The 26,107-nt window shown below is 71.4% G+C and carries 20 protein-coding genes; 8 read left to right on the top strand and 12 right to left on the bottom strand.

Going from position 1 to position 26,107, the window contains the following annotated elements:
- Positions 1-79: 79 nt before the first annotated feature.
- The gene (locus ACIP9H_RS06920) at positions 80-874 is read left to right on the top strand and encodes an SDR family NAD(P)-dependent oxidoreductase (RefSeq protein WP_401581958.1); all 795 of its coding nucleotides are present in this window, start codon (positions 80-82) and stop codon (positions 872-874) included.
- Positions 875-998: 124 nt separating this feature from the next.
- A complete protein-coding gene (locus ACIP9H_RS06915) occupies positions 999-2,054 on the top strand; it encodes an alpha/beta fold hydrolase (RefSeq protein WP_401957947.1) in 1,056 nt (351 codons plus the stop codon).
- A 19-nt stretch (positions 2,055-2,073) separates the two neighbouring features.
- On the opposite strand, the gene ACIP9H_RS06910 is transcribed toward ACIP9H_RS06915, so the two are convergent.
- Both ACIP9H_RS06910 and ACIP9H_RS06905 read right to left on the bottom strand, forming a co-directional pair.
- Positions 2,074-3,048: an alpha/beta hydrolase gene (locus ACIP9H_RS06910; RefSeq protein ID WP_401581953.1), complete on the bottom strand. Its 975-nt coding sequence runs from the start codon at positions 3,046-3,048 to the stop codon at positions 2,074-2,076.
- 35 nt (positions 3,049-3,083) lie between these two features.
- Positions 3,084-3,401, bottom strand: coding sequence for a putative quinol monooxygenase (locus tag ACIP9H_RS06905; RefSeq protein WP_401581950.1), 318 nt, complete (start codon positions 3,399-3,401; stop codon positions 3,084-3,086).
- Positions 3,402-3,619: 218 nt separating this feature from the next.
- On the opposite strand from ACIP9H_RS06905, the gene ACIP9H_RS06900 reads away from it, so the two are divergent.
- Entirely contained in the window at positions 3,620-4,525 is a 906-nt protein-coding gene (locus ACIP9H_RS06900) for an AraC family transcriptional regulator N-terminal domain-containing protein (RefSeq protein ID WP_401581948.1), read from the top strand.
- Positions 4,526-4,615: 90 nt separating this feature from the next.
- Here the strand turns inward: ACIP9H_RS06900 and ACIP9H_RS06895 are convergent, their stop codons facing one another.
- Positions 4,616-8,020 carry a S8 family serine peptidase gene (locus ACIP9H_RS06895; protein WP_401581946.1) on the bottom strand — a complete coding sequence of 1,135 codons (3,405 nt, stop codon included), beginning with the start codon at positions 8,018-8,020 and terminating at the stop codon, positions 4,616-4,618.
- Between the two features lie 556 nt (positions 8,021-8,576).
- Entirely contained in the window at positions 8,577-9,887 is a 1,311-nt protein-coding gene (locus ACIP9H_RS06890) for an epoxide hydrolase family protein (RefSeq protein WP_401957942.1), read from the bottom strand.
- A gap of 316 nt (positions 9,888-10,203) precedes the next feature.
- On the opposite strand from ACIP9H_RS06890, the gene ACIP9H_RS06885 reads away from it, so the two are divergent.
- The 3 genes from ACIP9H_RS06885 to ACIP9H_RS06875 all read left to right on the top strand — a co-directional run bounded on the left by ACIP9H_RS06885 (position 10,204) and on the right by ACIP9H_RS06875 (position 16,090).
- The gene (locus ACIP9H_RS06885; protein WP_401957940.1) at positions 10,204-11,343 is read left to right on the top strand and encodes an FAD-dependent monooxygenase; all 1,140 of its coding nucleotides are present in this window, start codon (positions 10,204-10,206) and stop codon (positions 11,341-11,343) included.
- Between the two features lie 227 nt (positions 11,344-11,570).
- The gene (locus ACIP9H_RS06880; RefSeq protein ID WP_401957938.1) at positions 11,571-12,422 is read left to right on the top strand and encodes a formate/nitrite transporter family protein; all 852 of its coding nucleotides are present in this window, start codon (positions 11,571-11,573) and stop codon (positions 12,420-12,422) included.
- A 221-nt stretch (positions 12,423-12,643) separates the two neighbouring features.
- The gene (locus ACIP9H_RS06875; RefSeq protein WP_401957935.1) at positions 12,644-16,090 is read left to right on the top strand and encodes a phosphocholine-specific phospholipase C; all 3,447 of its coding nucleotides are present in this window, start codon (positions 12,644-12,646) and stop codon (positions 16,088-16,090) included.
- Positions 16,091-16,156: 66 nt separating this feature from the next.
- Here ACIP9H_RS06875 and ACIP9H_RS06870 read toward each other — a convergent pair whose 3' ends face one another.
- The 4 genes from ACIP9H_RS06870 to ACIP9H_RS06855 form a co-directional block, all read right to left on the bottom strand.
- The gene (locus ACIP9H_RS06870) at positions 16,157-16,525 is read right to left on the bottom strand and encodes a VOC family protein (protein WP_401581934.1); all 369 of its coding nucleotides are present in this window, start codon (positions 16,523-16,525) and stop codon (positions 16,157-16,159) included.
- A 60-nt stretch (positions 16,526-16,585) separates the two neighbouring features.
- A complete protein-coding gene (locus tag ACIP9H_RS06865) occupies positions 16,586-17,083 on the bottom strand; it encodes a hypothetical protein (RefSeq protein WP_401581932.1) in 498 nt (165 codons plus the stop codon).
- Positions 17,080-18,495, bottom strand: coding sequence for a molybdopterin-dependent oxidoreductase (locus tag ACIP9H_RS06860; protein WP_401957931.1), 1,416 nt, complete (start codon positions 18,493-18,495; stop codon positions 17,080-17,082). The genes ACIP9H_RS06865 and ACIP9H_RS06860 overlap by 4 nt, the downstream gene beginning before the upstream one ends.
- Positions 18,496-18,691: 196 nt before the next feature.
- Positions 18,692-19,183, bottom strand: coding sequence for a MarR family winged helix-turn-helix transcriptional regulator (locus ACIP9H_RS06855; RefSeq protein ID WP_401957928.1), 492 nt, complete (start codon positions 19,181-19,183; stop codon positions 18,692-18,694).
- A gap of 240 nt (positions 19,184-19,423) precedes the next feature.
- Between ACIP9H_RS06855 and ACIP9H_RS06850 the strand changes: the two genes are divergently transcribed.
- The gene (locus ACIP9H_RS06850) at positions 19,424-20,158 is read left to right on the top strand and encodes a DUF4142 domain-containing protein (protein ID WP_401581925.1); all 735 of its coding nucleotides are present in this window, start codon (positions 19,424-19,426) and stop codon (positions 20,156-20,158) included.
- 59 nt (positions 20,159-20,217) lie between these two features.
- Here the strand turns inward: ACIP9H_RS06850 and gap are convergent, their stop codons facing one another.
- Together gap and ACIP9H_RS06840 are read right to left on the bottom strand one after the other, a co-directional pair.
- On the bottom strand, positions 20,218-21,216 hold the full coding sequence (gap, locus tag ACIP9H_RS06845; RefSeq protein WP_401581922.1) for a type I glyceraldehyde-3-phosphate dehydrogenase: 999 nt from the start codon (positions 21,214-21,216) through the stop codon (positions 20,218-20,220).
- A gap of 130 nt (positions 21,217-21,346) precedes the next feature.
- Positions 21,347-22,294 carry a GlxA family transcriptional regulator gene (locus tag ACIP9H_RS06840; RefSeq protein ID WP_401581919.1) on the bottom strand — a complete coding sequence of 316 codons (948 nt, stop codon included), beginning with the start codon at positions 22,292-22,294 and terminating at the stop codon, positions 21,347-21,349.
- A 294-nt stretch (positions 22,295-22,588) separates the two neighbouring features.
- Between ACIP9H_RS06840 and ACIP9H_RS06835 the strand changes: the two genes are divergently transcribed.
- Entirely contained in the window at positions 22,589-23,497 is a 909-nt protein-coding gene (locus ACIP9H_RS06835; RefSeq protein WP_401581916.1) for an RNA polymerase sigma-70 factor, read from the top strand.
- A 120-nt stretch (positions 23,498-23,617) separates the two neighbouring features.
- On the opposite strand, the gene ACIP9H_RS06830 is transcribed toward ACIP9H_RS06835, so the two are convergent.
- Together ACIP9H_RS06830 and ACIP9H_RS06825 are read right to left on the bottom strand one after the other, a co-directional pair.
- On the bottom strand, positions 23,618-24,973 hold the full coding sequence (locus tag ACIP9H_RS06830) for a lamin tail domain-containing protein (protein WP_401582392.1): 1,356 nt from the start codon (positions 24,971-24,973) through the stop codon (positions 23,618-23,620).
- 207 nt (positions 24,974-25,180) lie between these two features.
- Positions 25,181-25,996 (bottom strand): siderophore-interacting protein, encoded by an 816-nt coding sequence (locus ACIP9H_RS06825; RefSeq protein ID WP_401581913.1) that lies wholly within the window; start codon positions 25,994-25,996, stop codon positions 25,181-25,183.
- Positions 25,997-26,107 lie beyond the last annotated feature (111 nt).

Here is a 26,107-nt window from a genome sequence, read left to right as displayed (position 1 = left end):
TTGTTGCCATCCGTGACGATTCTGCCGGTACATCCGCGAACTCGGCCGCGTGGCCGCAGGCCTCGACAGGGAGTCGCACATGCGTATCGATCTCACCGGACGGACCGCGCTGGTGACAGCGTCGACGCAGGGCATCGGGGCCGCCATCGCGGCCGGCCTCGCGGCGGCGGGCGCACGGGTGGGCGTCAACGGACGTGACGCCGGGAGGGTCGACGAAGCGGTACGGCGGCTGCGGGCGGAGGTGCCGGACGGCGACTTCGTCGCCGTCGTCGCCGATGTCGTGTCCGAGGAGGGGGCGGCGAGCGTTCTGGCGGCGATGCCCGACGTCGATGTCCTGGTCAACAATCTGGGCGTCTACCGTTCGCAGGACCCGCTCGACATCACCGACGCGGACTGGCGCCGGTACTTCGAGGTCAACGTGCTGGCCGCCGTCCGGCTGACCCGCGGCTACCTCCCGCGGATGCTCGAACGCGACTGGGGCCGCGTCCAGTACATCGCCAGTGAATCCGCGGTGGCCATCCCCGCCGAGATGATCCACTACGGCACGACGAAGACCGCCATGCTGGCCCTCGGGCGCGGTTTCGCGAAGAAGGCGGCCGGCACCGGCGTCACGGTCAACTCGGTCCTGGCCGGCCCGACGCGCACCGCCGGCGTGGAGGAGTTCGTCCGCGACCTGGTCGGCCGCGACCTGCCATGGGAGGAAGCGGAGCGGATCTTCATGCGCGACCACCGCCCGCAGTCCCTGCTGCGACGTCTGATCGCCCCCGCGGAGATCGCCAACATGGTGGTCTACCTCGCCTCCGACCAGGCATCCGCCACCACGGGCGGTGCCCTGCGGGTGGACGGCGGCTGCGTCGACGCCGTCATCCCCTGAACGCCGCGCCGCCCGCGGCGTTGCGCGGACGGGCTGACAATCCGGCACTCCGCGCCGCGGGCGCTGCTGTACCGGGCAAGAACCCGGCGTGGTTCCACCGCCCGCACCCCGGGGAAGGCCGAGGATGATCGACAGGCGCAGTTTCGGCAGGATCGTCGGCTCGGGAGCGGCCGGGGCCGTCCTGGCCGGCCTCTCCACGGCATGCTCGACGGCGCCGTCCGCCGTGAGCGGGCCCGCGCCGGCCGCCCCGGCAGGCGGCAAGGAGAGCCCGGACGCCGCGGCCTCCTTCGGCCCGGTGCGGCAGATCACGGCGGGTGTCCTGAACGTCGGCTACGTGGAGGCCGGCCCGGCCGACGGCCCCGCCGTGGTCCTCCTGCACGGCTGGCCGTACGACATCCACAGCTTCGAAGGAGTCGCGCCCCTGCTGGCCGCCAAGGGCTACCGCGTCGTCGTGCCGTACCTGCGGGGGCACGGAACGACGCGGTTCCTCCAGCGTTCCACTCCGCGGGCTCCGCAGCAGTCGGCCTTCGCCCTCGACATCGTCGCGCTCATGGACGCCCTGGGGATCAAGAAGGCGATCCTCGCCGGCTTCGACTGGGGCTCGCGGACCGCCGACATCATCGCGGCGCTGTGGCCGGAACGCGTCAAGGGCCTGGTGTCGGTGACCGGCTACCTGATCACCAATCGGAAGGCGAACCAGCAGCCACTGCCGCCGAAAAGCGAATGGGCGTGGTGGTACCAGTACTACTTCGCCACGGACCGCGGCCAGCTGGGACTGGAACGCTACCGGAGCGACCTCGCCCGGCTGGTGTGGAAGTTCAACTCACCGACCTGGGCCTTCGACGACGCCACCTTCGAGCGCACGGCCGAGGCCTTCGACAACCCGGACTACGTCGCCATCGTGATCGGCAACTACCGCTGGCGGCTCGGCCTGGTCGAAGGCGATCCCCGGTACGACGCGCTCGAAGCGCGTCTGGCGCGCGGACCCGTGATCACCGTCCCCACCGTCACGCTGGACGGTGCGGAGGACCCCTTCACGCCCCCGGGCAACGGCGCCTCCTACCGCGCGAAGTTCACCGGGCCCTACGCGCACCGGACGCTGGACGGCATCGGACACAACCTCCCGCAGGAGGCCCCCGCGGCCTTCGCGCGGGCGGTCATGGACGTCGACGGCATGTGACGCCCCCGCCCGCCGGAGGCTACGAGGTCACGGGCGCCGGGGTCAGGACGCGGCGCAGCCAGTCGGTGCGGGTGCGGCGCGCGGTGGCCGAGAGGTGCGCCTCGGGGAAGAGCGCGTCGAATCCGTGGAAGCCGCCGGCCCAGATGTGCAGTTCCGCCTGGCCGCCGGCCGCCCAGATGCGGGAGGCGTGGCCGACGGCCTCGTCGCGGAAGACCTCGGCCGAGCCGGCGTCGATGTAGGTGGTCGGCAACGAGGACAGGTCGTCGGCCAGCGCGGGGGATACGCAGGCGGGGACCTCGTCCTCCCCGGCGAGGTCGCCGAGGACGGACTGCCAGGCGAACGCGTTGGTCTCACGCGTCCACACGCCGGGTCCGCCGGAGTACTGGCGGCTCGAGACGGTGCTGTTGCGGTGGTCGAGCATGGGGCAGATCAGGATCTGGGCGGCGACGGCGGGGGTGCCGCGGTCGCGTGCCACGAGGGCGAGGCCGGCGGTGAGCCCGCCGCCGGCGCTGGCGCCCGCGATGACGATGCGGTCGGGGTCGATGCCCAGTTCGGCGGCGTGTTCGGCCACCCACAGCAGTCCGCGGTAGCAGTCCTCGACCGCGGTGGTGCCGGTGGCCTCCGGCGCAAGCCGGTAGTCGACGGTGACCACGACGGCCCCGAACAGGCCGAGCCATTCCAGCGGGATGTCGATCTGCGAGAACCGGTCGCCCATGATCATTCCGCCGCCGTGCATCCAGTACACGCACGGTGCGGGCGTGGCGCGGCCGGCCGCGGCCGGGGTGAGGACGGACAGCGGGATCCGCGCGCCGTCCGGGCCGGGGACGAGGACGTCGCGCCGGGTGGCCGCGTGGTCGTGCAGGAGGGGTTCGACCGGAGCCGACGGCATGCGGCGCAGCTGCGCGAGGAGTTCCGGTGTCAGCCGCGTGGTGAGCGGCATCGGAGCGAGGAGGGTGCGGAGTTCGGGGTCGAGGCCGGGGCGTGCGGAGGACATGGCCGATCCTTTCCGTGGGCGGGGTGATGGGGGGGTCAGAGGACGGCCTTGCCGCCCACCGGGACGTGGTCGGTGTACGGCGAACTCGCCGCCACCAGTTCCTGGACCCGCGCCACGATCGCCTGCGCGGCGGCGCCGGCGAAGACCCGGTGGTGGTCCTCCTCGCTCGTCCAGCCCTCGGCGACGTGCACGACGTCGCGGTCGGCGGCCGAACGGGAGACGAGGTAGACCAGGCAGTGTTCGCTCGCGGCGGGGTTGCCCTCCTCCAGGGCGGTCAGCAGCAGGTCGGCCAGCCGGTCGCCCATCGCGGGCCTGGCGGTGAGTGTGGCGCTGAATCCGTAGCCGGCGGTCATGGCGGTGCTCCTCTGTCGACGGGGATCCGGGGATCCGGGAATGTCCGTTCCTCCCCGGGTGGCAGGTGGTGTCCGCTGCCGCCGGGGTGTCACGGATCCCATTTCACCGCGCTGACGTGCGGCAACGGTAGAACGAAGCTCGCCGGTGCTTGCACGATCGTCCCGACCTGGCGTCCCGAACGGGAATTCCCACCGGGCCGCCGTGCTGCAATGGAGCCATGGGATTCGACGAGCTCCGCGCCCTGCTGGCCCGGCATGTGCGCGACGACGCCACCACGGACATCGGCGGTCTGCACATCGCGCGGGTCGACCGCCCGGGCCCGCCGTCGACGTCGATGTCCGGCACCGTGCTCGCGGTCCTGGCGCAGGGGGCGAAACGCCTGGCGCTGGGGGAGCGGCTGTACGAGTACCGCCCCGGTACGTACTTCGTCGCCTCTGTCGACCTGCCCGTCACCGGCCACTTCACGGAGATCGGCCCGGACCGGCCGGCCCTGGGGCTCGCCCTCGTCCTGGAACCGTCCGCCATCGCTGAACTCCTCCTGCGCGCCGGACCGGGCGACCTCCCGCGCCCCGCCCCGGGCGCCCCGCCCGGCATCGCCGTCGGGGACATGTCGCCCGAACTGCTCGACGCCCTGGTCCGATTGGTACGGCTGCTCGACCGGCCGCGGGACCGCGGCGTGCTGGCCCCGCTCGTCGTCCGCGAGATCCTGTGGCGGCTGATCACCGGCGACCAGGGGGCCGTGGTGCGCCAGCTCGGCCTGGCGGACAGCAGCCTCAGCCACATCGCGCGCGCCGTGCGGTGGATCCGCGAGCACTACGCGGAGCCGTTCCGTGTCGAGGACCTCGCCCGGCGGACGGGGATGAGCACGTCGGCGTTCTACCGCAACTTCCAGGCGGTGGCGGCGATGAGCCCCATCCAGTTCCAGAAGCGGATCAGACTCCAGGAGGCCCGCCTCCTGCTGGCCGCCCACCCCCACGACATCACGGGGGTGGGCCATCGCGTCGGCTACGACAGCCCGTCGCAGTTCAGCCGCGAGTACCGCCGCCAGTTCGGCGTACCGCCCAGCCAGGACGCGGCCGACCTGCGCGGTCTCATCCGGAGCACGGCCCCGGCCCTGCCCTGAACGCCCGGACGGGCACCACGGGAAGCGGCCCCCGCCGGCGGCCGGTGAGCCGTCGCCGGGGGCCGCTGTGCCGCGTGGTGCGGGGCTGCCCTACTTCTTCGGGGTCACCCGGAAGGAGCGGATGACGGTCTGGTCGACCGCGTTGCCCGCCGCGTCCTTGGCCGTGAGCCGGACGGAGGCGTAGCCACCGGCCTTGGGGGTGGTCACGGTGACCAGGCCGAGGTCGCCCCAGCGGATGACCCGCAGGGTCTTCCAGGTCCTGCCGTCGTCGAAGGAGAGCCGCATGCCCAGCGACGTGGTGGCCGCCTTGCCGCCGCGTTCGGCGTTGACGACGAAGGTGTACGTACGGCCGCCGGGAAGGGCGCTCGCGGAGTCCAGCGGGCCGCCGAGCCGGACGTTCATCAGCTGCTGCTGGGTCATCGTCGTGGTGCTCGGCCGCTGGGAGGTGAAGGTCCAGGTGGCGGAGGCCTTGCTGCCCAGCGTCGTCCAGCCCACGGAGCGGGTGCCGGAGGACTTCAGGGTGTACGTGGCCTTCTCGTACGGGACGGGGGTCTGCAACTGGCCCAGGGAGTCCAGCGACGCGATCTTCACCCCGTTGCGGTACAGGGTCGAGGAGCCCGTGGTGCCCCGGGCCTGGCCCGAGTAGGAGGCCGTGTTCGCGGCGGCCGTGGAGAACAGGCCCGGGGTGAGGTAGAGCTGGTCCTCGAGACGCAGTGCGTCCAGTGAACGGGCGCGCAGCGGGGCCTGGTTCCACAGCCGGGTGGAGGCCGTGTCCGGCCGGAACCGCGTGGTGTCGGCGAACTGGATCTCGTCGAAGCCCGCGGTGTTCTGGGCGCGCATGCCGAGCGTGCGGTCCCAGACGATCGCCGCGTCGTCGGTGTAGTAGCGGGTCTGCCTGCCCGGGACCGGGATCTGGCTGCCGTCCACGAAGGCGACCGCGCCGTACGTCGGGACCGGGGTGTCGATCCGGACACCGAGCGGCTTGCCGCCCTGGCCGGCGTAGGTCTCCTCGACCCGGGCGAGCGAGCGGTCGGGGAGCCTGCGGGTGAGGGTGGACGGGATGCCGCCCTTGGCGTTGACGGCCAGGTTGTAGGCGTAGCTCGACGCCGGGCTGGTGGCGGTCACGGGCTTGGTGCCGGTCCACCGCTGGGCGGTGAGGAACCAGAACGGGTGGCTGGTGACCTGAGCCGTCGGGGTGGCGTAGATGCGGTCGCCGGGGAAGCCCATCACGAACTTCTGCGTGCCGTAGTGCCCGTCGGTGCTGATGGACGTCACGCTGGCGAAGATGCCCTCGTTCGTCGCCTGGCTCTTGTCGACCGTCAGGTTGACCTCCTTGGCCGTGCGGCCGTCGAGGCTGAGCGAGGTGTCGCCGGTGAGGTGGACGCCCGGCGTGGAGAACAGGACCGAGGTGTGCCCGACGGGGTCGAACTTGTTCGCCGAGATGTCGTACTCGCTCTCGGGCAGCTGCATCGACGCCTTGCCGTCGGCGTCGGTGGTGACGCTGTACTGCAGGCCGGTGCTGACGTCGAAGGCGTTGACGTACGTGCCCTCGCCCACCGGCTTGCCGTCGAGGCCGAGGACCGTGAACGACAGCGCGTGGGTGAGCGGTTCGGCGTAGACGCCGAAGGCGTCGCGGACCGTGGTGGCGCCGTCGTCCGTGGTGGCGACGATCGAACCGCCGTAGGCGCCGGTCATCGTGGCGTCGACCGTGGCGGTGAGGCCGGCCGAGGCGGTGCCGCCGGCCGGGACGGTCACGGTGTCCGCGGACAGGGTGAAGGCACCGGCGGGTGCCTTTGTGCCGCGGGGCCCGTGGGCGTCGACGGACAGGTGCAGTGTGACGTCGGCGGCGCCGTCGTTGGTGTACGTGACGGTGCCGGTCCGGGTGACGTTCTCGTGCGGGAAGTCGGCCTTGCCGAAACTGATGCTGCCGGAGGTGGCGCGCACGGTCTGCACCGCGGCGCGGGCCACGTCCAGCCGTCCGGTGCCCTGGTCGTAGGCGGTGAGTCCGGGCAGGCCCTTGGCGGCGCTGGTGAGGGCGGACTTGAAGTCGGCCGCCTTCCAGTCCGGGTGCTCCTGGGCGAGCAGCGCGACGGCGCCCGTGACGTGCGGGGTGGCCATCGAGGTGCCGGACGCGGTGACGTACGAGGCGCCGACCGGGTCGCCCATCGTGGTGCCGGCGGCGCGGGCCGCGGTGATGTCCGAACCGGGCGCGACGATGTCGGGCTTCACGGCGAAGTCGCCGATGCGCGGGCCGCGGCTGGAGAAGTCGCTGAGGGTGTCCTGCTTGGTGGTGCTGCCCACGGTGAGCGCGGAGTCGGCGATGCCCGGGCTGCCCACGGTGCCGCCGAAGTAGTCGGCGGAGGGGGCGCCCTCGTTGCCCGCCGCGATCACGAACAGCGTGCCGTGCTCGGCGGTCAGCTTCTCGACCGTCTCGGTGAGCGGGTCCGTCTGCGCGTACGGGGGCGAGCCCAGGCTGAGGTTGACGGCCTTCGCGCCGGCCTCCGACGCCCAGGTCATGCCGTTGATGACCGCGTCGTCGGGGCAGAAGCCGTCGTTGTCGCAGACCTTGCCGACGAGCAGTTCGGCGTCGGGGGCGACGCCCTTGTACTTGCCCGCGGAGGCGGCGCCGGTGCCCGCGATGATGGACGCGGTGTGGGTGCCGTGGCCGTGCCCGTCCACCACGGTGCCGGACCCCGTGAAGTCCATGGTCCGGCCGGCGGCGGCCTTGTCCTTGAGGTCCGGGTGGGTGGGGTCGTAGCCGGTGTCGAGGTCGGCCACGACCACGCCCTTGCCGGTGATGTGCACGCCGTTGGCGTCGACGCTGTCCCACACCTTGGGGGCGCCGATGATGCCGGTGCTCTCGGCGAGGGCGACCCGGCTGCGGCCGTTGAGCCACAGTTCGCGCAGCGGGCCGCGCAGCCCCTGTGTCCCGGTGACGAACGTCCAGAACGAGGCGGCGTCGCGCTTGGCCGGGGCGAAGCTGCCGCCGTCCAGCACGTCCAGGGTGCGGGAGATCCGCGCGCCGTGCTGCTGGATCGCGGCGCGGGCCGTGGCGGACTTGCCGCTGCGGCTCGAGTAGATCAGGGGGAGCGTGGTGGTCGAGGCGTCGTCGTAGCCCGCGTCGAGCTGCTCGGTGACGTCGAACAGGCGGGCGTCGAGCCGTCCGGAGGTCAGCAGCGCCTGCGCGTCCGACGGCACCACCGAGATGTGGTGGTCGGAGCCGTGCCACTGGTGCGACACCTCGAAGGCGATGCCGGCGCGGCCGGGGCCGCGCCGCACGCTCACCGCGGGTACACCGCTGGTGCCCTGGACGACCGTCACCTTGTCACCGGTGATCAACGTGACGGTCCGGACCGACGCGGACCCGGCCGGAGCGGTGCCCACGGGGGACGCCCCCGCGACGGGGCTCTGGGATGCCAGCGCGGCGCCGGGTACGGCGCCCGCCAGGAGGCCTGCCAGGGCGGGGATCAGGGCCCATCGGGCTTGTATTCGCATCTACGACTACCCTTGGCCGCCCGGGAGACCTGTAACACGGGCGGCGGACGGTGGGGCACCCGGCGGTCTCCGGGCACCCGGGAACGCGGTCGGAGCAGCCTCGTGGAAGGGACGTCGGACGCCCCGCCCACTCAGTTGGAAGTTCCGACCGAGTCCTTGGTCACGAGGGATGAGAAAACCACACCCGAACAAGGTTGCATAGGGATGTGGGTTTCCCGTCCAGGAAATTGCGGCGCCGGCCCTTCGGGGGCGTTCTGCAATACATCGGAAAAGAAGGCGGTCTTTGTCCGTATTGGGCTGCGGGTGGCGCGCCGGTGACCACGCGCCGCGTTCCGATATCGCGCGGTGACCGCGAGTTGTGCACACCTGCGCGGGACGGTAGCGGAATCCATTCCGCCGTTTTCGTCAACAAGGCCTGCCTATAGGCGAGTTCACAAACCATGGCGCCCGTGGAAGGGGTCGGGTGCAGGCGAACTCGGGGGATCGGCACGGATGTTGCCCGCGGCGGCGATCGGCACGCGTCACGTGCGACCCGGGGAGACCGGGTCGTCCGGGCTCACTTGCCGGCGGCTCCGGGATGACGCAGTGACGCGAACGCGGCGCGCAGTTCCCTGGTGAAGATGTCCGGCACTTCCCACGCCGCGAAGTGACCGCCCTTGCGGGCCTTGTTGTAGTAAATGAGGTCGTGGTAGGCCTGCTTGGCCCAGCTCAGCGGCGCCTGGTAGATCTCGCCCGGGAACACCGTGATGGCCGCGGGGAGGGAGACCGACACCGCGTTGAAGTTGTTGGCGTTGTTCTCCCAGTACAGGCGAGCGGAGGAGACCGCCGTGTTGGTGACCCAGTAGAGCGTGATGTCGTTGAGTATCTCGTCCTTGGTCAGCACGCGATCGGGGTGGCCGCCGCTGTCCGTCCACGCCGCGAACTTGTCGTACATCCAGGCGGCCAGTCCCGCGGGGGAGTCCGTCAGCCCGTATCCCACGGTCTGCGGGCGGGTGACCATCATGGCGGAGTAGCCGGAGCCCCTTGCGTAGAAGTCGGCGAGTTTGTCGTACGCGGCCCGCTCGTCCACGGACAGGCCGGCCGGGGCCGGGTCACCGCAGGCGAGTTTCTTCGCGATGTCCGGCGGCACCGTGGCCGGGAAGTTCACATGGATGCCGAGCAGTCCCGGGACACGCTGCATCGCCATCCGGTCCGAGATCACCGCTCCCCAGTCGCCGCCCTGGGACACGTAGTGCTCGTATCCCAGGCGCTCCATCAGCACGGCCCAGGCCCGGCCGATGCGGTCGGGCCCCCATCCCGTGGTGGTCGGCTTCTCCGAGAAGCCGTATCCGGGCATGGAGGGGATGACGAGATGGAAGGCGTCGTCCGCGCTTCCCCCGTGCGCCGTCGGGTTGGTGAGCGGGTCGATCACCTTGAGGAATTCCAGGATGGATCCCGGCCAGCCGTGGGTCAGGATCATCGGCAGCGCGTTCGCGTGGCGGGAGCGGATGTGCAGGAAGTGGATGTCGAGCCCGTCGATCTCGGTCATGAACTGGGGCAGGGAATTGAGCTTCGCCTCGATCCTCCGCCAGTTGTAGGACGTCGCCCAGTAGAGCGAGAGTTCCCGCATCGTCGCCAGCTGCACGCCCTGGGACTGGTCGGGCACCGTTTCCCGGTCGGGCCACCGCGTTGCCACGATGCGCCGGTGCAGCTCGTCGAGATCCCCCTGCGGAATGTCGATACGGAAGGGGCGGACGGCCGTGCCCGCCTTCGCCGCGACCGGTTTCCGGGAGAGCAGGCCGAAGGCCCCCGTGGTGGCCGCGGTCATGGCGGCGGCCGAGGTGAGGAGCACCTTCCGGCGGGAATGCCAATGAGGGAACTCGGGCACGGCGGATCTCCTTGGGGTGATTCCCTGCGATTCCTGCGGCGGCCCTGGGAACGCCTGACCGGACGGGCCCGCAACCGGCGGAAAAGCGCTCGGTATTCATCGCCTGAACGGTGCGACCGCACGTCACGCTAATTGGCCGGGAATGGCCCCGCAACCTGGCTGCCGCGAACGGCTGACACGGTGAATCCCGGCGCACACGCGGGTGTTGCGGGGGTCCGGAGGGTGTGTTTAGGCTCCCTCGCCGAACGGATGACGTGCGGGAGCGACCGCGCGGCAGTGGAGGTGCGCCATTCCGGAGACGAACGGCTTCGCGGCGATGGTGGTCGGCGGATCGCTCGGCGGTCTGGCGGCCGCGCACGAACTACGGGCTGCCGGGGCCGATGTCGCCGTCCACGAGCGGTCGGCGCCGCGGACGCCGGCACACGGCGCCGGCATCGTCGTGCGGCCGGACATCGAGGCGCTGCTGCACCGCCTGGGCGTGCCGGTCGAGGCGGTGGCCGTCGAGCTGTACGAGAGCCGGCGACTCGACGTGGACGGCAGGGCCGTGCGCGAGGAGGCGCCGCAGTGGATGACGGCCTGGGACGTCCTCCACCGGGTGCTGCGGGAACCCCTCGCCGATGTGTGCCACCGCCTGGACGGCGCGCTGCGGCGTGTGCGGGTGGAGGGCCACGAGGTCACCGCCGAGTTCTCGGACGGGTACACGGCGCACGGCAATTTCCTCGTGGGCGCGGACGGCATCGGTTCGGCGACGCGCAGACTCCTCGACCCGTCCTTCCGCCCCGCGTACGCGGGGTACGTCGGATGGCGCGGACTGGAACCCGAATCCCGGCTTCCCGGTGACCTGCTGGAGCTTCTCTCCGGTCGTCTCACGCACTTCACCTCCGACGGCATGCAGATGCTCTGCTCCTTGGTCCCGGGACCCGGCGGCGAGCTGGAGAAGGGCGCGCGGCGCGTCAACTGGGTCTGGTACGTCAATGTGGCCGAGCGGGATCTGCCGGGGCTCCTGCCGGGCCGCTCCGCGCGGCGTTCCGCGTCCTTCCTGCCGCCCGGCGACGTGCCGCCGGAGACCGCCGAGCGGGTGGTGCGCGAGGCAGAGGTGTCGCTTCCGCCGGCCCTCGCCGAGCTGGTGCGGCTGTCGGACCCCTTCGCGCAGCCGGTGCTGGACGTGCCCCCGTGGCGCATGGTGGCCGACCACGCGGCGCTCATCGGCGACGCGGCGGGCACGGTCCGCCCCCACACCTCGGTGGCGGCGTCCAAGGCTTTCGGCGACGCCGAGGGCCTTGCGACGGCCCTGCTCGGGTGGACCCCGGCGCAGCCGCTGCCGGCCGTCGCCCTGGAGCACTGGGAGGTGCTGCGCCTCGACCGTCTGGTCACGCTGGCCGGGACGGGCCGGGAGCTGGCGGCGGCATCGGGGCTGGGGGTCGGGGCGGGGCGCACGTTCTTCACCGGCGACTGACCCGCGGCGGGGCATATACCGCGATTTTACCGATACCGGAATGAGTCATGACCGCGATTTGTTCCGGTATTGGCGTTCATGTCGCATCCCTCTCTCCGGCGGTGTGACGTAGGACTCCTTTTCCTTCGGGCCGTCCTTTTCGGCCTAGCATCGAGAAAAGTGCGGGGTTATTCCCTGCATTACCTGTATTCCCTGTATGTCCGTCGTGCGACCTATGAGGTGACAGCATGCCCATCCCCGTTTCGCAGGCCCTCGAAGACCAGGGGCAGGTGGCCGCCGACAAGGCCGCAGGCCTCCGCAGGCCGGGCCGGTTCCTGGTCGGTTCCATGCTGGCCGGGGCGTTCATCGGGGTTGCGGCGGTCCTGCTGCTCGCGGTCGCGGGGCCGCTGCTGGTCGCCTCGTCGCCGTACACGAAACTCGTCGAGGGGCTGGTCTTCGGGGTCGGGCTCACGCTGGCCGTGTTCGCCGGCGCCGAACTGTCCACCGGCAACATGATGACCGCGGTGCAAGGGGCGATCGTCCGGCGCATCACCGCGGCCGACGCGGGCGCGCTGATCGTCGGATCGTTCCTCGGAAACCTCGTCGGGTCGGTCGCCTTCGCCTGGCTCGTGCACGGCAGCGGTGTGATCACCTCCGGTGGGGCCCCCGGGCACACCGCGCCGGCGCTCGCCCTGCTGGCGAGCCTGGTGAAGGCGAAGGCGGCCGAGTCGGGGGCCGCGCTGTTCTTCCGCGGGGTGCTCTGCAACTTCCTGGTCTGCCTGGCCGTGTGGATGGCGGCGCGGACCCGGTCCGAGGGTGCCAAGCTGACCGTGATCTTCTGGTGCCTGCTGGCGTTCGTCGGCTCGGGGTTCGAGCACGTCGTGGCGAACATGACCTACTACACGCTCGGCATGTTCGAGCACATACCCGGCGCGAACGCGGCCGCCTTCGGGCGCAACCTCCTGCTGGTGGGCCTGGGCAATCTCGTCGGCGGTGGTCTGCTCGTCGGCGCGGCCTACGCCTTCGTGGGACGAGGCCCGCGGACGAAAGCCGCCGACGAGTCGGCCGACAGCGAGACGCCCGCGACGGTCTCCGCCTGAGAAGGGGAGGCCCGGGACTCCCGACTCCGGTTAATGACGAGGGAGTTGCGGCGAACCGGGCCATCGCCGTTGCGGGAATTGGCGTCACGTCGGACAACACCGTGTGCCATGCCCCCGTGTGACGCGAACAGTTGAACGCCCGGCGCTCCCTCGTGAACGGCGGACGAAGCTCTGTCGCGGAGGGTTACCCGCTGCTCGGCCCGCAACTTAGCCTCCCCACTATGTCCGACATCTCCCGCCGCAAGCTTCTCGGCGCTCTCGCCGGTGGTACCGCGCTCTCCTTCCTTCCCCCGTCGCTCCTCCAGGCCATGGCCGCGCCGATGGCGCCCGGTGGCATGGACGCGATCGAGCACGTGATCGTGCTGATGCAGGAGAACCGTTCCTTCGACAACTACTACGGCGCCCTCAAGGGCGTTCGCGGCTTCGGCGACCGTACGCCGCTGCGGCTGCCCGACGGCGCGACGGTCTTCGAGCAGCCGCGGGCTGCTGGCGGCGCCGTGCTGCCCTTCTCCGCCCGGCAGGCCGCGCGCGACGCCGGCCGCCCCGAGAGCGACATCCAGTACCTGGGTTCGCTCCCGCACGGCTTCTCCGACGCCAACCAGGCCCGGGCGAACGGCTGGTGGAACGACTGGGTGGCCGCCAAGGGCCAGAGCACCATGGCCCACTACGACCGGCGGGACATCCCCCTCCAGTACGAGCTGGCCGACCGCTTCACCATCTGCGACTCCTACTTCTGCTCCGTGTACGGCTCGACCAACCCCAACCGCAACTACCTGTGGACCGGCACCACGGGCTACGAGCCGGACGGAGTCAACAGGGCCGTCACCAACGCCGCCTACGACTACAACCACGGCGGCTACAACTGGACGACCTACCCCGAGCGCCTGGAGGCGGCCGGGATCTCCTGGCAGATCTACCAGGAGTGGGACAACTTCACTGACAACGCTGTCGAGTACTTCCGTCCCTGGAAGGAGATCGGCCGCAAGATCCTCTCCAAGGTGAGCGGTCAGTTCGCCACCACCGAGCAGTTCTACGACAGCCTCTGGGACCGGACCGAAGCGGACCGCCGGGCGGCGCTCGCCCAGTTCCAGCAGGGCGTCGACGTGCTGGACGAGGCCGAGCGCGGGCTCTTCCTGCGCGGCGCCTACCGCTCCGAGCCGGACACCCTGATCACCCGGATGAAGCAGGACATCCGCAACGGCACGCTGCCCAAGGTGAGCTGGATCGTGCCCACGGCGGCGCTCTCCGAGCACCCCGGCTCCTCCACCCCGGTCGGCAGCGCCAACCTCGTCTACGACCTGCTCGACGCCATCGCCAGCGACCGCGAGACCTGGTCGAAGACGGCGGTGTTCATCAACTTCGACGAGAACGACGGCTACTTCGACCACGTGCCCGCGCCGGTCGCGCCGAAGCCGGAGTCCGGCAACAGCGACGACTGGTTCGGCGGCCGACCGGTCGGCCCCGGCCCGCGCGTGCCGATGACCGTCGTCTCGCCGTGGACGACGGGCGGCTTCGTCTGCTCCGAGGCGTTCGACCACACCTCCGTGATCCGCTTCCTGGAGCGCTGGACGGGGGTGCAGGAGCCCAACATCAGCGCCTGGCGCCGCAGCGTCTTCGGCGACCTCACCTCCGCCTTCGACTTCAGCCACGGACGCAACCAGCCCGACGTGGAGCAGCCCGGCCCGGTGCCGGCGCCGATCGGCCGCTGGAACCCCGTCCCGCCGAAGGAGCAGGCGCTCCCGGAGCAGGAGGAGGGCACCCGGCCCACCCGTCCGTCTCCGTACCGCCTGTCGCTGCGCGCCGAGGTCGCCGGGTCCCCGGCGGACGGCGTCCGGCTGACCCTGGGGAACACCGGCAGCAGGGCCGCCACGATCACCGCGTACTCCGGTGACGGAACGGCCCCGCAGACCTGGACCGTGGGCAGCGGCGCGACGGCCACCGGCACGGTCGCCTACGGCACCGACGGCTACGACCTCCAGGTGCGCGGCCCCGGCTGGGCCCTGTGGGAGCTGCGCGGCGCGGGTGCGGGCGCCGAGGCCTTCCTCGTCGACGAGAGCGGCACCGGCCCGGTCCGCATCCAGTGCAGCAACCCCTCCTCCACGACGCGCACACTGCTCGTGGGCGAGTCGGTCTACCCGCGCAACGCCAACGACGAGATCAGCACCGTCACCCTCGCGCCCGGCCAGACGCGGACGGTCTCCATCCACCCCTCGCACCACGGCTGGTACGACATCGTGGTCGTCGACCTGGACGACCCGCGCTTCCTGCGCCGCATGACCGGCCGTCAGGCAGACGGCAAGGAAGGTGTCACCGACCCGGCCACCGGAACGGTCCCGGCACTGAGCGCGGCGATCACCCTCCCCGCACCGCTGCCCTCCCTGGACGCCCCGCTCGCGCAGGGCAGCCCGGCCGAGGTCGTCGTCACCGTGACGAACCAGGGCACGGACACGCTGGTCGCCCTGGCGGCGTCCCTGCTCGCGCCCACCGACTGGACGCTCGAACAGGCCGGCTCCGCGCCGAAGTCGCTCGCTCCGGGAGCGTCCGCCGAGGTCCGCTTCACCGTCACCCCGGCCGCGGACGCCACGGCGGGCAGCCTCGCCGTCGCCGCGCATGCCGACGGCAAGGGGCTGCTGAAGGTCGCCGACGCGCGGGTGCGGACCAAGGTCGCGCCCGCGATGAGCGTGGCCCTGACCGCTCCCGCCACGTCGCCGAAGACCGACGGCACCGTGCTGTCCCCGGACAGGCCGCTGACCGTCACCGCGACCGTCACCAACGCCGGCAGCGCCCCGCTGACCGCCCTGGCGGCCTCGCTCGCGCTGCCCGCCGGCTGGAAGGCCACCGCGGCGGCGGGCACGCCGGCCTCGGTGCCGGCCCGCTCGTCGGTCGCCCTCACCTGGGACGTCGTGGCCCCGGCCGCGGCGGCGCGGTCCTCCGCCACCCTTCAGGCGACCGTCACGGCCGTCCTGGCCGGCCGCACCAAGGAGCAGACCGCGTCGCTGCCCGCCAAGGTCGGTCCCGTCATGACCGGTCTGCTGCTGGCCGAGGACTTCGAGTCCGTCGCCCCCGCCCTGGCTCCGGCCGCCGACCTCAGCCGGCCCGGCCTGGTGGGCTGGACGCGGACCACGCCGGCGGGCTGGACGATCACCAATGCGACGGGCATGCCCCAGGGCACGCGGGAGCTCCAGGGCTGGTCGTTCCTGTCCAAGCAGTTCTGGTTCCCCGCCGCGCAGGACCGCACGAACTTCACCCGCGGCCTGGGAATCGTCGCTGTCGCCGACCCGGACGACTGGGACGACACTGGCAGTCCGTCCTCCCGGGGGCGCTTCGACTCGACGCTGACGACCCCCGCGGTCGCCGTCCCGGCGGGCACGTCGACGCTGCACCTCGGCTTCGACTCGCACTACCGCCAGGAGAGCCCGCAGGAGGCCGAGGTCACCGTCGAGTTCGACACCGGCGAGAAGTCCCGCGTGCTGTACTACTCCAGCGCCACCTCCGGGAACACCAACCGCGGCCAGGACCAGCAGAACCGCCTGGTCGACCTGCCCGTCGCCGTCCCGTCGGGGGCGACGTCGGTCAAGGTGAACTTCCGGATCTTCAACGCCGGCAACAACTGGTTCTGGGCGATCGACAACGTCCGCCTGGGCACCGGCCCGATCGCCGACGCCTGATGCCGTCCGCCTGCGCGGGGACCCGTCCGTCCCCGCGCGGGCGCGGCTGCGGCCGTCCTCGGCCCGTCAGCTCCTGGCCAGGCAGAAGGGATGCCCGGCCGGGTCGAGAAGGACCCGCCACTTGTCCCCGCCCGGCTGCTCTCGCGGCTTGGTCGCGCCCGACTCCACGAGCAGGGCCTCGGCTTCGTCCAGGTCGTCGACCGCGAAGTCGAAGTGGGCCTGCTGGGGGACGGCTTGGCCGGGCCAGTCCGGCGCCCGGTAGCCGTCGACCCGCTGGAACCCGAGGAAGAAGCCGTCCTCGCGGGTGAGTCCGGCGAAGTCGCCGTCGGAATCCGGGTGGAGCGCGAGCCCGGTGGCCCGCTGGTAGAACGCGGCCAGGGCCTGGGGATCCGCGCAGTCGAGTGTGACCGCCGTCAGCCTCATGTGCGGGGGCACGGCGCCTCCGTTCGAGCCGTCATGTGCGTGTGCGCACCTGTTCGGCCCACACGGTAGCGATCACCTCCCCGAACCGGCGACCCGCTTTTCGGCGCGTTCGGCCTTGCGGATGCGACGCAGCCTGAGCGCGTAGGCCAGTGCCGAGACGCCGAACAGGACGGCGGTGACGAACAGCCAGCGGGGAAGGTAGACGTGGATGCTGAGCGCGGTGGCTGCCGGGTAGGGGCGCGAGATGCCGAGGATCAGGGGGAACCACACCAGGAGCAGCAGACCTGACAGGAAGGCCGGTACGCGCAGGTGGTTGATCCACGGCGCCTTCGGAACCACGTGCTCGCGGTGCCGCAGGACCGCGAGGGCCGACAGGTCGGCGAGGGAGTACAGGGGCAGCAGGATCAGGTCGTGCAGGACCGCCGCTCCCATGAACCAGACCGCCACTTCGACCGGCCGCACCGCGAACAGCCGCAGGCAGGCGTACGCGCTGAGCGCGAAGGAGCAGAGCAGCACCAGCAGGTGCAGGGGATTGGCGCCGTACCAGCGCGGGGCGCGTGCCATGGTCATGTCCTGAAGGTGAGCCGGTGCACCCACTTGGTGTTGTTCACACCGGGGTTGGCCGGGACGATGATGCGCGCCGGGTAGCCGTGGTCGAGCGAGAGGTCGGCTCCGTTGACGCGCAGGGCGAGCAGGGCACGCGGGTCGTGGATCTGGTTGCCGCGCAACATGACCGAGCTGTAGGGGCCCGGCGGTTGCACGGACTCCACCAGCACGCTCCCCGCGTGGGGAAGGCCCGCCATGGCGGCCAGCTCGGCGAGCCGCAGGCCGCTCCAGTACTGGTCCTCGGTGGACCAGCCCTCGACGCAGGCGATCGGCAGGGCGGCCGTGCGTTGGTCCATGGCGAGGAGCTGTCCACGGGTGAGGGCCAGGGCCGGTCCCCTGCCGTGGACCTCCAGCCGCCAGGCGGGGCCGGTCAGGGCGGGGGTGACACCGACGGAGGCGGCCGTCTTGTTGATCTGGAAGCCGTTCGGACCGCTTCCGGGATTGCGGTTGTGCGGCGCCAGCAGGGCGGTGTTGCGCAGCGCGCCGCCGATGCTCTGGCCGGCGGTGACCACGAGCAGGGCCAGCGACCCGGCGCCCACCATCCCCACGGCCCCGCGCCGTGACATGGTGGGGGCCGCCGGGGCGACCGGCACCAGGCCGTCGGCGTCGGGCGGCTCGGGACGGGTGCGGGCCCGGTCGGTGCGCAGTTCCGCGAGCAGTCCGCGGGAGCGCAGCGCACGTCTCATGCGGCCGAGCTTCAGGCACACATGGACGGCGAACGCGGCGATGAACACCCACGCGCCGTAGAAGTGCAGGGTGTAGAAGGAGCCGGGAAAGATGTAGAAGAGCTGGACGTTGAAGATCCCGGTGACGAACCCGAAGACGGCCCCGCCCACCAGAAGGAGCAGCGACAGCCGTTCGAGCCCTTGCGCGGGGGACCGCAAGGGCGGCCACGAGAAAAGCCTGGGGATGACCGACCACAGTTTGGCCAGCAGGACGGGCAGCAGGACCACCCCGAGGGTGACGTGGACGCCCTGGGTCAGCCGGTAGAGCCAGTAGGGCCGAGTGGGCCAGTCGAACAGGTAGAAGCCGAGCAGGCCCTTGTCGGGGGTCTGGTCGTTGAGCGGGCCCAGGTCCGGGTTGTACGCGGCGTAGGACAGGGCGCCGGTGACGAACAGCACGGGGATGCCGAACAGCAGCACCAGGCCGAACACCGACGTCAGCCACGGCCCGCGGATCGGGCTGCGCCAGAAGCCCGGCCGGAACGGCCCCGGGGGCGGGGGTGACTCCCGCACCCGCCGTGCCGTCGCCCGGGCACCGGCGCCCACCTCGGCGACGACCCGCCGAAGGCGCCGCCACGCGCGCCGTACGCGGCGCTTGGAAGGCCGCGTCCCCTTGGCCGGACCGGGGGCCGGGGCCCGTCCGTCACCGCTCATCCGACCGTCTCCTCCGCCTCCGGGCCGCGCCCTGGCAGGAAAGGGCGGCCTCGATCACGCTGCCCCACACATAGATCACGGCGGCCGGTCGCGGGGCTCACCACCACCGCGGATCGCCTCGTGTCCCGCGAACACAGCACAAGACCGCACTCATGCGGCGTATCCGCCGCGGGCATGACGTGCTCGGGGACGGCCCTCACCAGCCCACGTGCAGCGGCGTCTCCTCGCCGACGGCGGGCTCGCCCCCGGCCTCGGTGAAGGCCTGCAGGGCCTGGACGAGACCGCGGCGGTGACCGGGCGTCATGGACGCGACGATGCCCGTGATCTCGGCCCTGCGGCGCTCGGTGACGTCACGCACCGTCCGTCGCCCCGGCGCGGTGAGCGAGACGACACTGACGCGCCGGTCGGTGGAGGACGGGGCCCGGGTCACCGTGCCGGCGGACTCCAGCCGGTCCAGCATCCGCATGGCGGTCGACGGCTGCACGCCCAGTTCCGCGGCGAGTCGGGACAGGCTCAGCGGTCCGCGGGTGTCGAGGACGACCAGCATCCGGAACTGGGGCAGGGTCAGGGCCTCCTCGACCGCGGCGAGCGAGCGGGCGGAGACGGCCACGAGGAGGCGCGACGCGGTCAGCAGGGCGCCGACCATCGCTTCGGCGTCGGAGTCGTCGGCGGGGATGCGGGCGGCCATGGGTCATTTGTACCGCCCGGCACTGTTGTGGCGCCGACCGTTCCCCAGGTCGCGGTCGGCGCCGACCTTTCCGGAGAGCCGCCGAGGCCGCGCGATCTTTGCACAGAGGAAATTTTGCACGCTACCAACACTGATGGTGCGGTGTCCCGGGAATCGCTCGGGCCCCTCCAATCCCGCGGTTCCCACGGCAAGGAGCGTTAACGTCCGGATGCGCGTACGAGATTCCGCACAGGAGGCGTCATGTTCCCCAACCGGTTCACGGCCGGCACCGCTCTGGTCGCCGGAGCGCTGGTCTGCACCGCTGCCGCGCTCGTCTACCCGGCGATGTCCGGGGTGAACGCGGCGGCGTCCTCGCCGTACGCGGGTGCGGTTTCCACTCCCTACGGGCCCATGACCGCGCTCGACCGGGAGTTCGTCGTCAAGGTGCGCCTGGCGGGCCTCTGGGAGTTCCCGGCCGGTCAGATAGCGCTCCAGAAGGGCACGACGCAGGCGGTCAAGACGGCAGGTCAGCACCTGATAGACGGCCACACCGCACTGGACAGCGCCGACCGTACCGTCGCCACCCAACTCGGCATCGTGCTCCCGAACCAGCCCACCCCGCAGCAGCAGGGATTCCTCGCCACGCTCTCGGGCGCCAACGGGACCGCGTTCGACTCGACGTTCGCCAATCTGCTGCGCCTGACCCACGGCCAGATCTTCAACACGATCGCCAAGGTCCGCTCGACCACCATGAACAGCCTGGTCCGTCAACTGGCCGACCAGGCCAACAACACGGTGCTCGACCACATCACGGTGATGGAGAAGACCGGACTGGTGAACTTCCCGCAGGTCGTGGACCAGACGACCGCCAGCCCGACCATCAATCCGGCGGACACTGTGGCCCCCTCGCCCGCCCCGGGCGAGCCCACGCTCATCGTCAACCCGCAGGGCTCGGGCTCCCTGGCCCCCGCCGTGTCGGCGCCGCCGCAGCAGTAGGACGCCGGACGGCGGGCTGCCAGGGGACGAACAGCCCCTGACAGCCCGTTAGGGTGTGCTCAGCCGCGGGCGAGCAGTTCGAGCGTGTCGACGACACGGTTGGAGAATCCCCACTCGTTGTCGTACCAGGCCACCACCTTGACGTGCCTGCCGTCCACGCGCGTGAGGGCGGAGTCGAAGATCGCCGACGCCGGCTGGCCGGTGATGTCGCTGGAGACCAGCGGCTTGTCGGTGTAGTCGAGGATGCCCTTGAGCCTGCCGTCGGCGGCCTCGCGGTAGGCCGCGAGCACCTCGTCGCGGCTGACCTCGCGCGAGACCGTGGTGTTCAGCTCCACGATCGACCCGACCGGGACCGGCACGCGGATCGAGTCGCCCGACAGCTTGCCCGCGAGGTTCGGCAGCACCAGGCCGATGGCCTTCGCGGCCCCGGTGGTGGTGGGCACGATGTTCACGCCGGCGGCGCGGGAGCGGCGCAGGTCGCGGTGGGGGCCGTCCTGGAGGTTCTGCTCCTGGGTGTAGGCGTGCACCGTGGTCATGAAGCCGTGCTCGATGCCGGCCAGGTCGTCCAGCACGGAGGCCAGCGGAGCCAGCGCGTTGGTCGTGCATGAGGCGTTCGAGACGATCACGTGGGCGGCGGGGTCGTAGACATCGGTGTTCACGCCGTACGCGAGCGTGACGTCGGCGCCGTCGGAGGGGGCGCTCACCAGCACGCGCTTCGCCCCCGCGTCGATGTGGGCGCGGGCGGCGTCCGCCGCGGTGAAGCGGCCCGTGGCCTCGAGCACGATGTCCACGCCGAGTTCGGCCCACGGCAGCTTGACGGGCTCGCGCTCGGCGAGCACCTTGATGCGGCGGCCGTCGACCACGAGGTCGGTCCCGTCGACCTCGACCGAGCGGCCGAAGCGGCCGAGCGAGCTGTCGAACGCGAGCAGGTGCGCGAGTGTGTCGGGGGCGGTGAGGTCGTTGATGGCGACGACCTCGAGGTCGGTCCCGCGCTCCAGCAGCGCGCGGAGGGTGTTGCGTCCGATGCGGCCGAAGCCGTTGACGGCGATGCGGGTCATGAAGGTGCCTTTCGTGTCGTCCTGTCGCGTCCATCCTCGGCAACCGGATGCCGCGCCGACAGTGGCCCGAATGACACCGTGCGCAAGGATCTCGCCACATGCCCGAGAGGCGTGCGCGACCCGGGGAGGGTCAGGCCGAGAAGGTGTGCCGGTACTCCGTCGGGGAGGTGCCCAGAATGCGCTGGAAGTGCAGCCGCAGGTTCGCCCCGGTGCCCAGCCCCACCCGGCCGGCGATCTGCTCCACGCCCAGATCGGTGCGTTCCAGCAGTTCGCGTGCCAGGTCGACGCGCGCCCGGAGCACCCACTGCATCGGCGTGTAGCCGGTGTCCTCCACGAACCGGCGCGAGAAGGTGCGCGCCGACACCCGCGCGTTGCGGGCGAGCGTCTCGATGGTCAGTGGTTCCGCGAGATGCCCGAGGGCCCACTCCCGCGTGCCAGCGAAGAGGTCGCCCAGCGGCTCGGGCACACTCCGGGGAACGTACTGCGCCTGCCCACCGCTCCGGTAGGGCGCCGCCACCAGCCGCCGGGCCACATGGTTGGACAGGGCGACACCGTGGTCGCGCCGCACCAGGTGCAGGCACAGGTCGATGCCGGACGCAGCGCCCGCCGACGTGAGCACGTCGCCCTCGTCCACGAACAGCACGTTCTCGTCGACCAGCACCCGCGGATGCCGTTGCGCGAGGGCCTTCGTGTAGTGCCAGTGCGTCGTGGCCCGCTTGCCGTCGAGCAGGCCCGTGGCCGCCAGGGCGAAGGCCCCCGTCGAGATGGCCGCGAGCCGCGTTCCCCGTTCGTGGGCGGCCGTGAGCGCTTCGACGACCGCCGCCGGCGGCCGGGTGGTCGCGGGCTCCCGGTAGCCCGGGATGAAGACGGTGTCGGCGTGCCGCAACGCGTCGAGGCCCTCGGCCACGTGGTACGACAGCCCGTCCCCGCCGGTCACCGGCCCCGGCGCCGCGCCGCACACCCGCACCTCGTACGGCATGCTCGGCCGGTTGGAGAACACCTGCGCGGGGATGCCGACGTCCAGTGGCTTCGCCCCGTCGAGCACGAGCACGGCGACGTGGTGGTTCCTGCGGCTCATCGGGCCTCCTGCGACGGTTCCCGTCCCGGAGCGGCACCCGCCCGCTCCGCGACGCGAATGACCTCTGTCGCAAGCATCCTGCCACCCACATGACACGTCCAGGCGCGCTGTGTCGCTCCACGCTCGCTGAGAGTTCTCGTCTGCTCCCGATGTCACAAATCGGCGGGCTGCGCGGTCGACGAAAAGGCCCGGACGGAGATGCTTGAAAGGTGGGGGGCGGGCGCTCCGCACATCACGGGCGCGCGTACGGCGGTGACGGTCAGGAGCAGGGTGATTCGAAGGTGGAGGCCACCGATGTGTGCCGGTAGTGACGCAAACCCCCTTGAACAGGCGACTGAACGGGCGACCAAGGAATTCGAGGCGTTGCGTCCCCAGCTGTTCGGAATCGCGTACCGCGTGCTCGGCAGTTGCGTGGAGGCTGAAGACATTGTCCAGGACTCCTGGCTGCGCTGGCAGACCGTCGATCACGCCGATATCCAGAATCCGGCGGCGTTCCTCACCACGGTCACCACGCGCCTGGCGATCAACGCGGCCCAGTCCGCGAGGATGCGGCGTGAGTCATACGTGGGGCCTTGGCTTCCCGAGCCTGTTGACACCAGTTCGGATCCGCAGTTGGGTGCCGAACGGGCCGAGGTGCTCGATCTGGCGGTTCTCTTCCTCCTGGAGAAGCTGAACCCCGTGGAAAGGGCTGCCTACGTCCTGAGGGAAGCCTTCGATTATCCCTACAAGGAGATCGCAGGCATCCTGGAGACGAGCGAAAGCAATGCACGCCAACTGGTCAGCCGCTCCAGGAAGTATCTGACGGCGGAACGCAGGGAACCGGTCAGTTCCGGTGCTCACCAGCGACTGCTCAAGGCGTTCATCACGGCCGCGCGGAGTGGCGACATGGCCGCGCTCGAGGAGGTTCTCGCGGCCGATGTGGTCAGCTACGCCGACGGCAGCGGGGCGCGGGGCGCATCCAGGATTCCGATCGTCGGACGTCAGCACGTTGCCAAGACCTTTGTCGCGTATGCCCCGCGGTTCTGGCCCGGTACCGACATCCGCTGGGTCGAGGCGAACGGCCGGCCGGCCGCCCTTGTCTCGACGGATGGAGCTGTGGTGGCCCTGGTGACCGCCGATGTGTCCGTGCAGGGCATCGAACGCGTCCTGTGGGTGGTGACCCCGGCCAAACTGGCCGCGTATGTGGCCTCACTGGGCAGGTGAACCCGCTCGGCCGATCTCCGGGCCCGCGGCTGCCCGTGACGTACCCGCGCGCGACGCGGGGCGGGCGGGCCCCGTCCGGGGTGGACAGGGCCCGCGATCCTGCGCTGTGTTGAGCGGCCGTCAGCAGGTGATGGTGCCCCTGCGGAGGGCGTGACCGCTGGTGTTGCTGTCGTCGGCCCAGTAGACGGGCTTGGAACCGGAGACGCACTCACCGGCCGGGGCCACCGAGAAGCCCTCGTTGTTGATGTCGGCCATGCCGCTGGGCCGGTTGTAGACCGCCGTGGTGGCGAGGACCCCGGACGTGTTCACGCGCATGGTCCGGTGCTGGCCGGAGCAGGTGTCGTCGCAGACGACCCACAGGCGGGAGGCCTGCGGCTCCCACTGCAGGTCCATGACGCCGGCCATCCCGCTGCTGACGGACGCCACGCGGGTGAAGGTGCCCGCGTCCTGGAGGACGTAGCCGTAGATCATGCCGGTGCCCTCGACGCCGACGAAGAACACGCCGCCCGAGTGCGCGGCGTAGTGGTTCGGGTCGTAGGCCGCGCCGGTCGACTCGTCCTTGAAGCCGGCCGCGGTCAACGTCGCGTCCGGGACCCAGGTGACCGCCTCGAAGCCGAGGTTGGAGCCGACGGAGGGCAGACCGGAGGTGAGGTTCCACTCCTTGGTGGCGGTCAGCGTGGTGGCGGTGCCGCTGACGTCGTACCGGAGGACGGACAGCCGGCTCGTGCCGGAGGAGTCGCCGTTGCGCTCGCTCGCGACGAACACGCCGCCCGCGGAGCCCGCGCCGGTGACCGTGACACCCTCGCTGTCGGGGCTGCCGGAGCCGCCCGGGAAGCGGAGCGTCTTGCCGGAGGTCCAGCCGTTCGCGGTGTCGGGCTTCCAGCCGCCGGAGCCGTTCGGGAGCAGCCGCCACAGCTTCCCGGAGTTCTGGGCTCCCCACATCACGCCCCCCTCCTGGTAGAGGCCGCTGAGGTCCGAACCGAAGACGTTCGAGGCGTCGGCGGTCGCGACCGTGCCGCTGCCGGGCCAGGCCACCGGGGAGGTGCCGCCGCCCCCGCCGGTGCCGCAGTCGTTCGCGGCGCCGAGGGTCAGTTCGGCCTCGCCGAAGGCGCCGGTGCCGTCGGGGCAGCGCGACCAGGACGGATCGGAGTGGTCGTCCCAGCTGAAGCTGTCGACCAGGGTGCTGCCGTCGGCGAGGTAGAGGCGCGCCTGGTCGTCGGAGCCCAGGCCGAACGCGTCGTGCACGTCGAAGGCCCGGAACCCGCCGGGGGCCAGCATGGTCCCGGACGCGATCTTGTACTTCGAGCTCTTGTTGTCGTCCTTGAGGATCCAGCCCGAGATGTCGACGGTGCCGGTGCCCTTGTTGTACAGCTCGATCGAGTCGTTCACGTCTCCGGTGGTCACGACTTCGTTGATCCGGATGTCGTCGGCCGCGGCCGCGTGGGCCGGGGAGGCGACCAGTGTCCCGGCCACCATCGCCGGGCCGGCGAGGGCAACGAGGAGGCGGCGCAGGTCGCGGCGTCGCCGGGGCGTACGTGATGCGATCACGAAGTCCGTCCTGGGGTCGTTCTGACAGGGCGGAGTGAGACTTCCGACGGGGACCGAACGGGTGGGGACCGGCAGACGTGTGCCTTGTGAACGATGGGCCAACTGGCGTGCGGCGACGTGACGTTCGGCGGGCCGTCAGGCGGGGCGGGGCGCCTCGTGCTTCCAGAAGCCGGTGAAGGTGATGCGGTCCTTGGGGAGGCCGGCGCGGTGGAGGTGCCTGCGGCCCTTGGTGGAGAGGCCGGATTCGCCGACGACGAAGGCGTAGGCGTGGGTGTCGACGGTGGTGTGCCGGCGGAGTTCGCCGAGCGCGGCCTGACCGGGGACGGCGCCTGCGTCGCGGACGACCCAGGTGAGGGTCATGGCGGCGGGGGCGTCGAGGTCGCGGCGGTCGGCTTCGGTGGGGATTTCCTGGATGAGCCGGCCGACGGTGTCACGGGGGAGCGAGCGCAGGATCCCGGTGACGGCGGGCAGGCCGCTCTCGTCGGCCACCACGATGACTTCAGAGGCGTCGGGCGGGCAGTCGAACGTGATCCCCTGGTCCAGCACGGCCAGTTCGTCGCCGGGACGGGCCGCGCAGGCCCATATCGCGGCACGGCCCTCGATCTCGCCGGTCGGGAGGCGGTGGACGACGAAGTCGATGTCCATCTCGGCGGCCTCGGGGCGGTGGCCGGCCACGGTGTAGTTGGCGCAGTGCGGCCGTTCGGCCTCGGGGATGGCCAGGTAGGGGAACCACCACCGGGCGCCGGTGAACTCCGGCAGCCGCAGGGCGGATTGGTGGGGCAGTGTGATGAAGAGGCGGAACCAGTGGTCGTAGCCCAGCCACGGGAACTCGGCGAGGTCCGGACCGGTGGCGGTCACGCGGTGGATGGAGGGGGAGACCCGCTCGGTGCGGACCACCGCGGCGCGGAACAGCCGGGGGTTCTTCGGTGGGAGCCGCGGGATCTTCGCCATGAGGGAAGGCTAGCCTAAGTTCCCTGCCGGGCCCATCACCCCCGCGTACCGAACGAGGACGGCCCCGCACCGCGATGTGCGGCAGCGCGGTGCGGGGCGGGAACCGCTCGG

Origin of the sequence: Streptomyces sp. NPDC088732 (genome assembly GCF_044751205.1) — a bacterium.
In the GTDB taxonomy this organism is placed as follows: Bacteria; Actinomycetota; Actinomycetes; order Streptomycetales; family Streptomycetaceae; genus Actinacidiphila.
This window is presented reverse-complemented; position numbering and strand designations above follow the sequence as displayed.

Bases quoted from the DNA above. Each gene is read 5' to 3' on its own strand.
- ACIP9H_RS06880 (WP_401957938.1), top strand. From the start codon at position 11,571: ATGCCCATCCCCGTTTCGCAGGCCCTCGAAGACCAGGGGCAGGTGGCC.
- ACIP9H_RS06865 (WP_401581932.1), bottom strand. From the start codon at position 17,083: ATGACCATGGCACGCGCCCCGCGCTGGTACGGCGCCAATCCCCTGCAC.
- ACIP9H_RS06850 (WP_401581925.1), top strand. From the start codon at position 19,424: ATGTTCCCCAACCGGTTCACGGCCGGCACCGCTCTGGTCGCCGGAGCG.
- ACIP9H_RS06900 (WP_401581948.1), top strand. From the start codon at position 3,620: ATGGGATTCGACGAGCTCCGCGCCCTGCTGGCCCGGCATGTGCGCGAC.
- ACIP9H_RS06885 (WP_401957940.1), top strand. From the start codon at position 10,204: ATGGTGGTCGGCGGATCGCTCGGCGGTCTGGCGGCCGCGCACGAACTA.
- ACIP9H_RS06830 (WP_401582392.1), bottom strand. From the start codon at position 24,973: ATGGTGGCCGGGACACTGGTCGCCTCCCCGGCCCACGCGGCCGCGGCC.
- ACIP9H_RS06915 (WP_401957947.1), top strand. From the start codon at position 999: ATGATCGACAGGCGCAGTTTCGGCAGGATCGTCGGCTCGGGAGCGGCC.
- ACIP9H_RS06835 (WP_401581916.1), top strand. From the start codon at position 22,589: ATGTGTGCCGGTAGTGACGCAAACCCCCTTGAACAGGCGACTGAACGG.
- ACIP9H_RS06855 (WP_401957928.1), bottom strand. From the start codon at position 19,183: ATGGCCGCCCGCATCCCCGCCGACGACTCCGACGCCGAAGCGATGGTC.
- gap (WP_401581922.1), bottom strand. From the start codon at position 21,216: ATGACCCGCATCGCCGTCAACGGCTTCGGCCGCATCGGACGCAACACC.
- ACIP9H_RS06895 (WP_401581946.1), bottom strand. From the start codon at position 8,020: ATGCGAATACAAGCCCGATGGGCCCTGATCCCCGCCCTGGCAGGCCTC.
- ACIP9H_RS06840 (WP_401581919.1), bottom strand. From the start codon at position 22,294: ATGAGCCGCAGGAACCACCACGTCGCCGTGCTCGTGCTCGACGGGGCG.
- ACIP9H_RS06860 (WP_401957931.1), bottom strand. From the start codon at position 18,495: ATGAGCGGTGACGGACGGGCCCCGGCCCCCGGTCCGGCCAAGGGGACG.
- ACIP9H_RS06905 (WP_401581950.1), bottom strand. From the start codon at position 3,401: ATGACCGCCGGCTACGGATTCAGCGCCACACTCACCGCCAGGCCCGCG.
- ACIP9H_RS06920 (WP_401581958.1), top strand. From the start codon at position 80: ATGCGTATCGATCTCACCGGACGGACCGCGCTGGTGACAGCGTCGACG.
- ACIP9H_RS06875 (WP_401957935.1), top strand. From the start codon at position 12,644: ATGTCCGACATCTCCCGCCGCAAGCTTCTCGGCGCTCTCGCCGGTGGT.
- ACIP9H_RS06825 (WP_401581913.1), bottom strand. From the start codon at position 25,996: ATGGCGAAGATCCCGCGGCTCCCACCGAAGAACCCCCGGCTGTTCCGC.
- ACIP9H_RS06910 (WP_401581953.1), bottom strand. From the start codon at position 3,048: ATGTCCTCCGCACGCCCCGGCCTCGACCCCGAACTCCGCACCCTCCTC.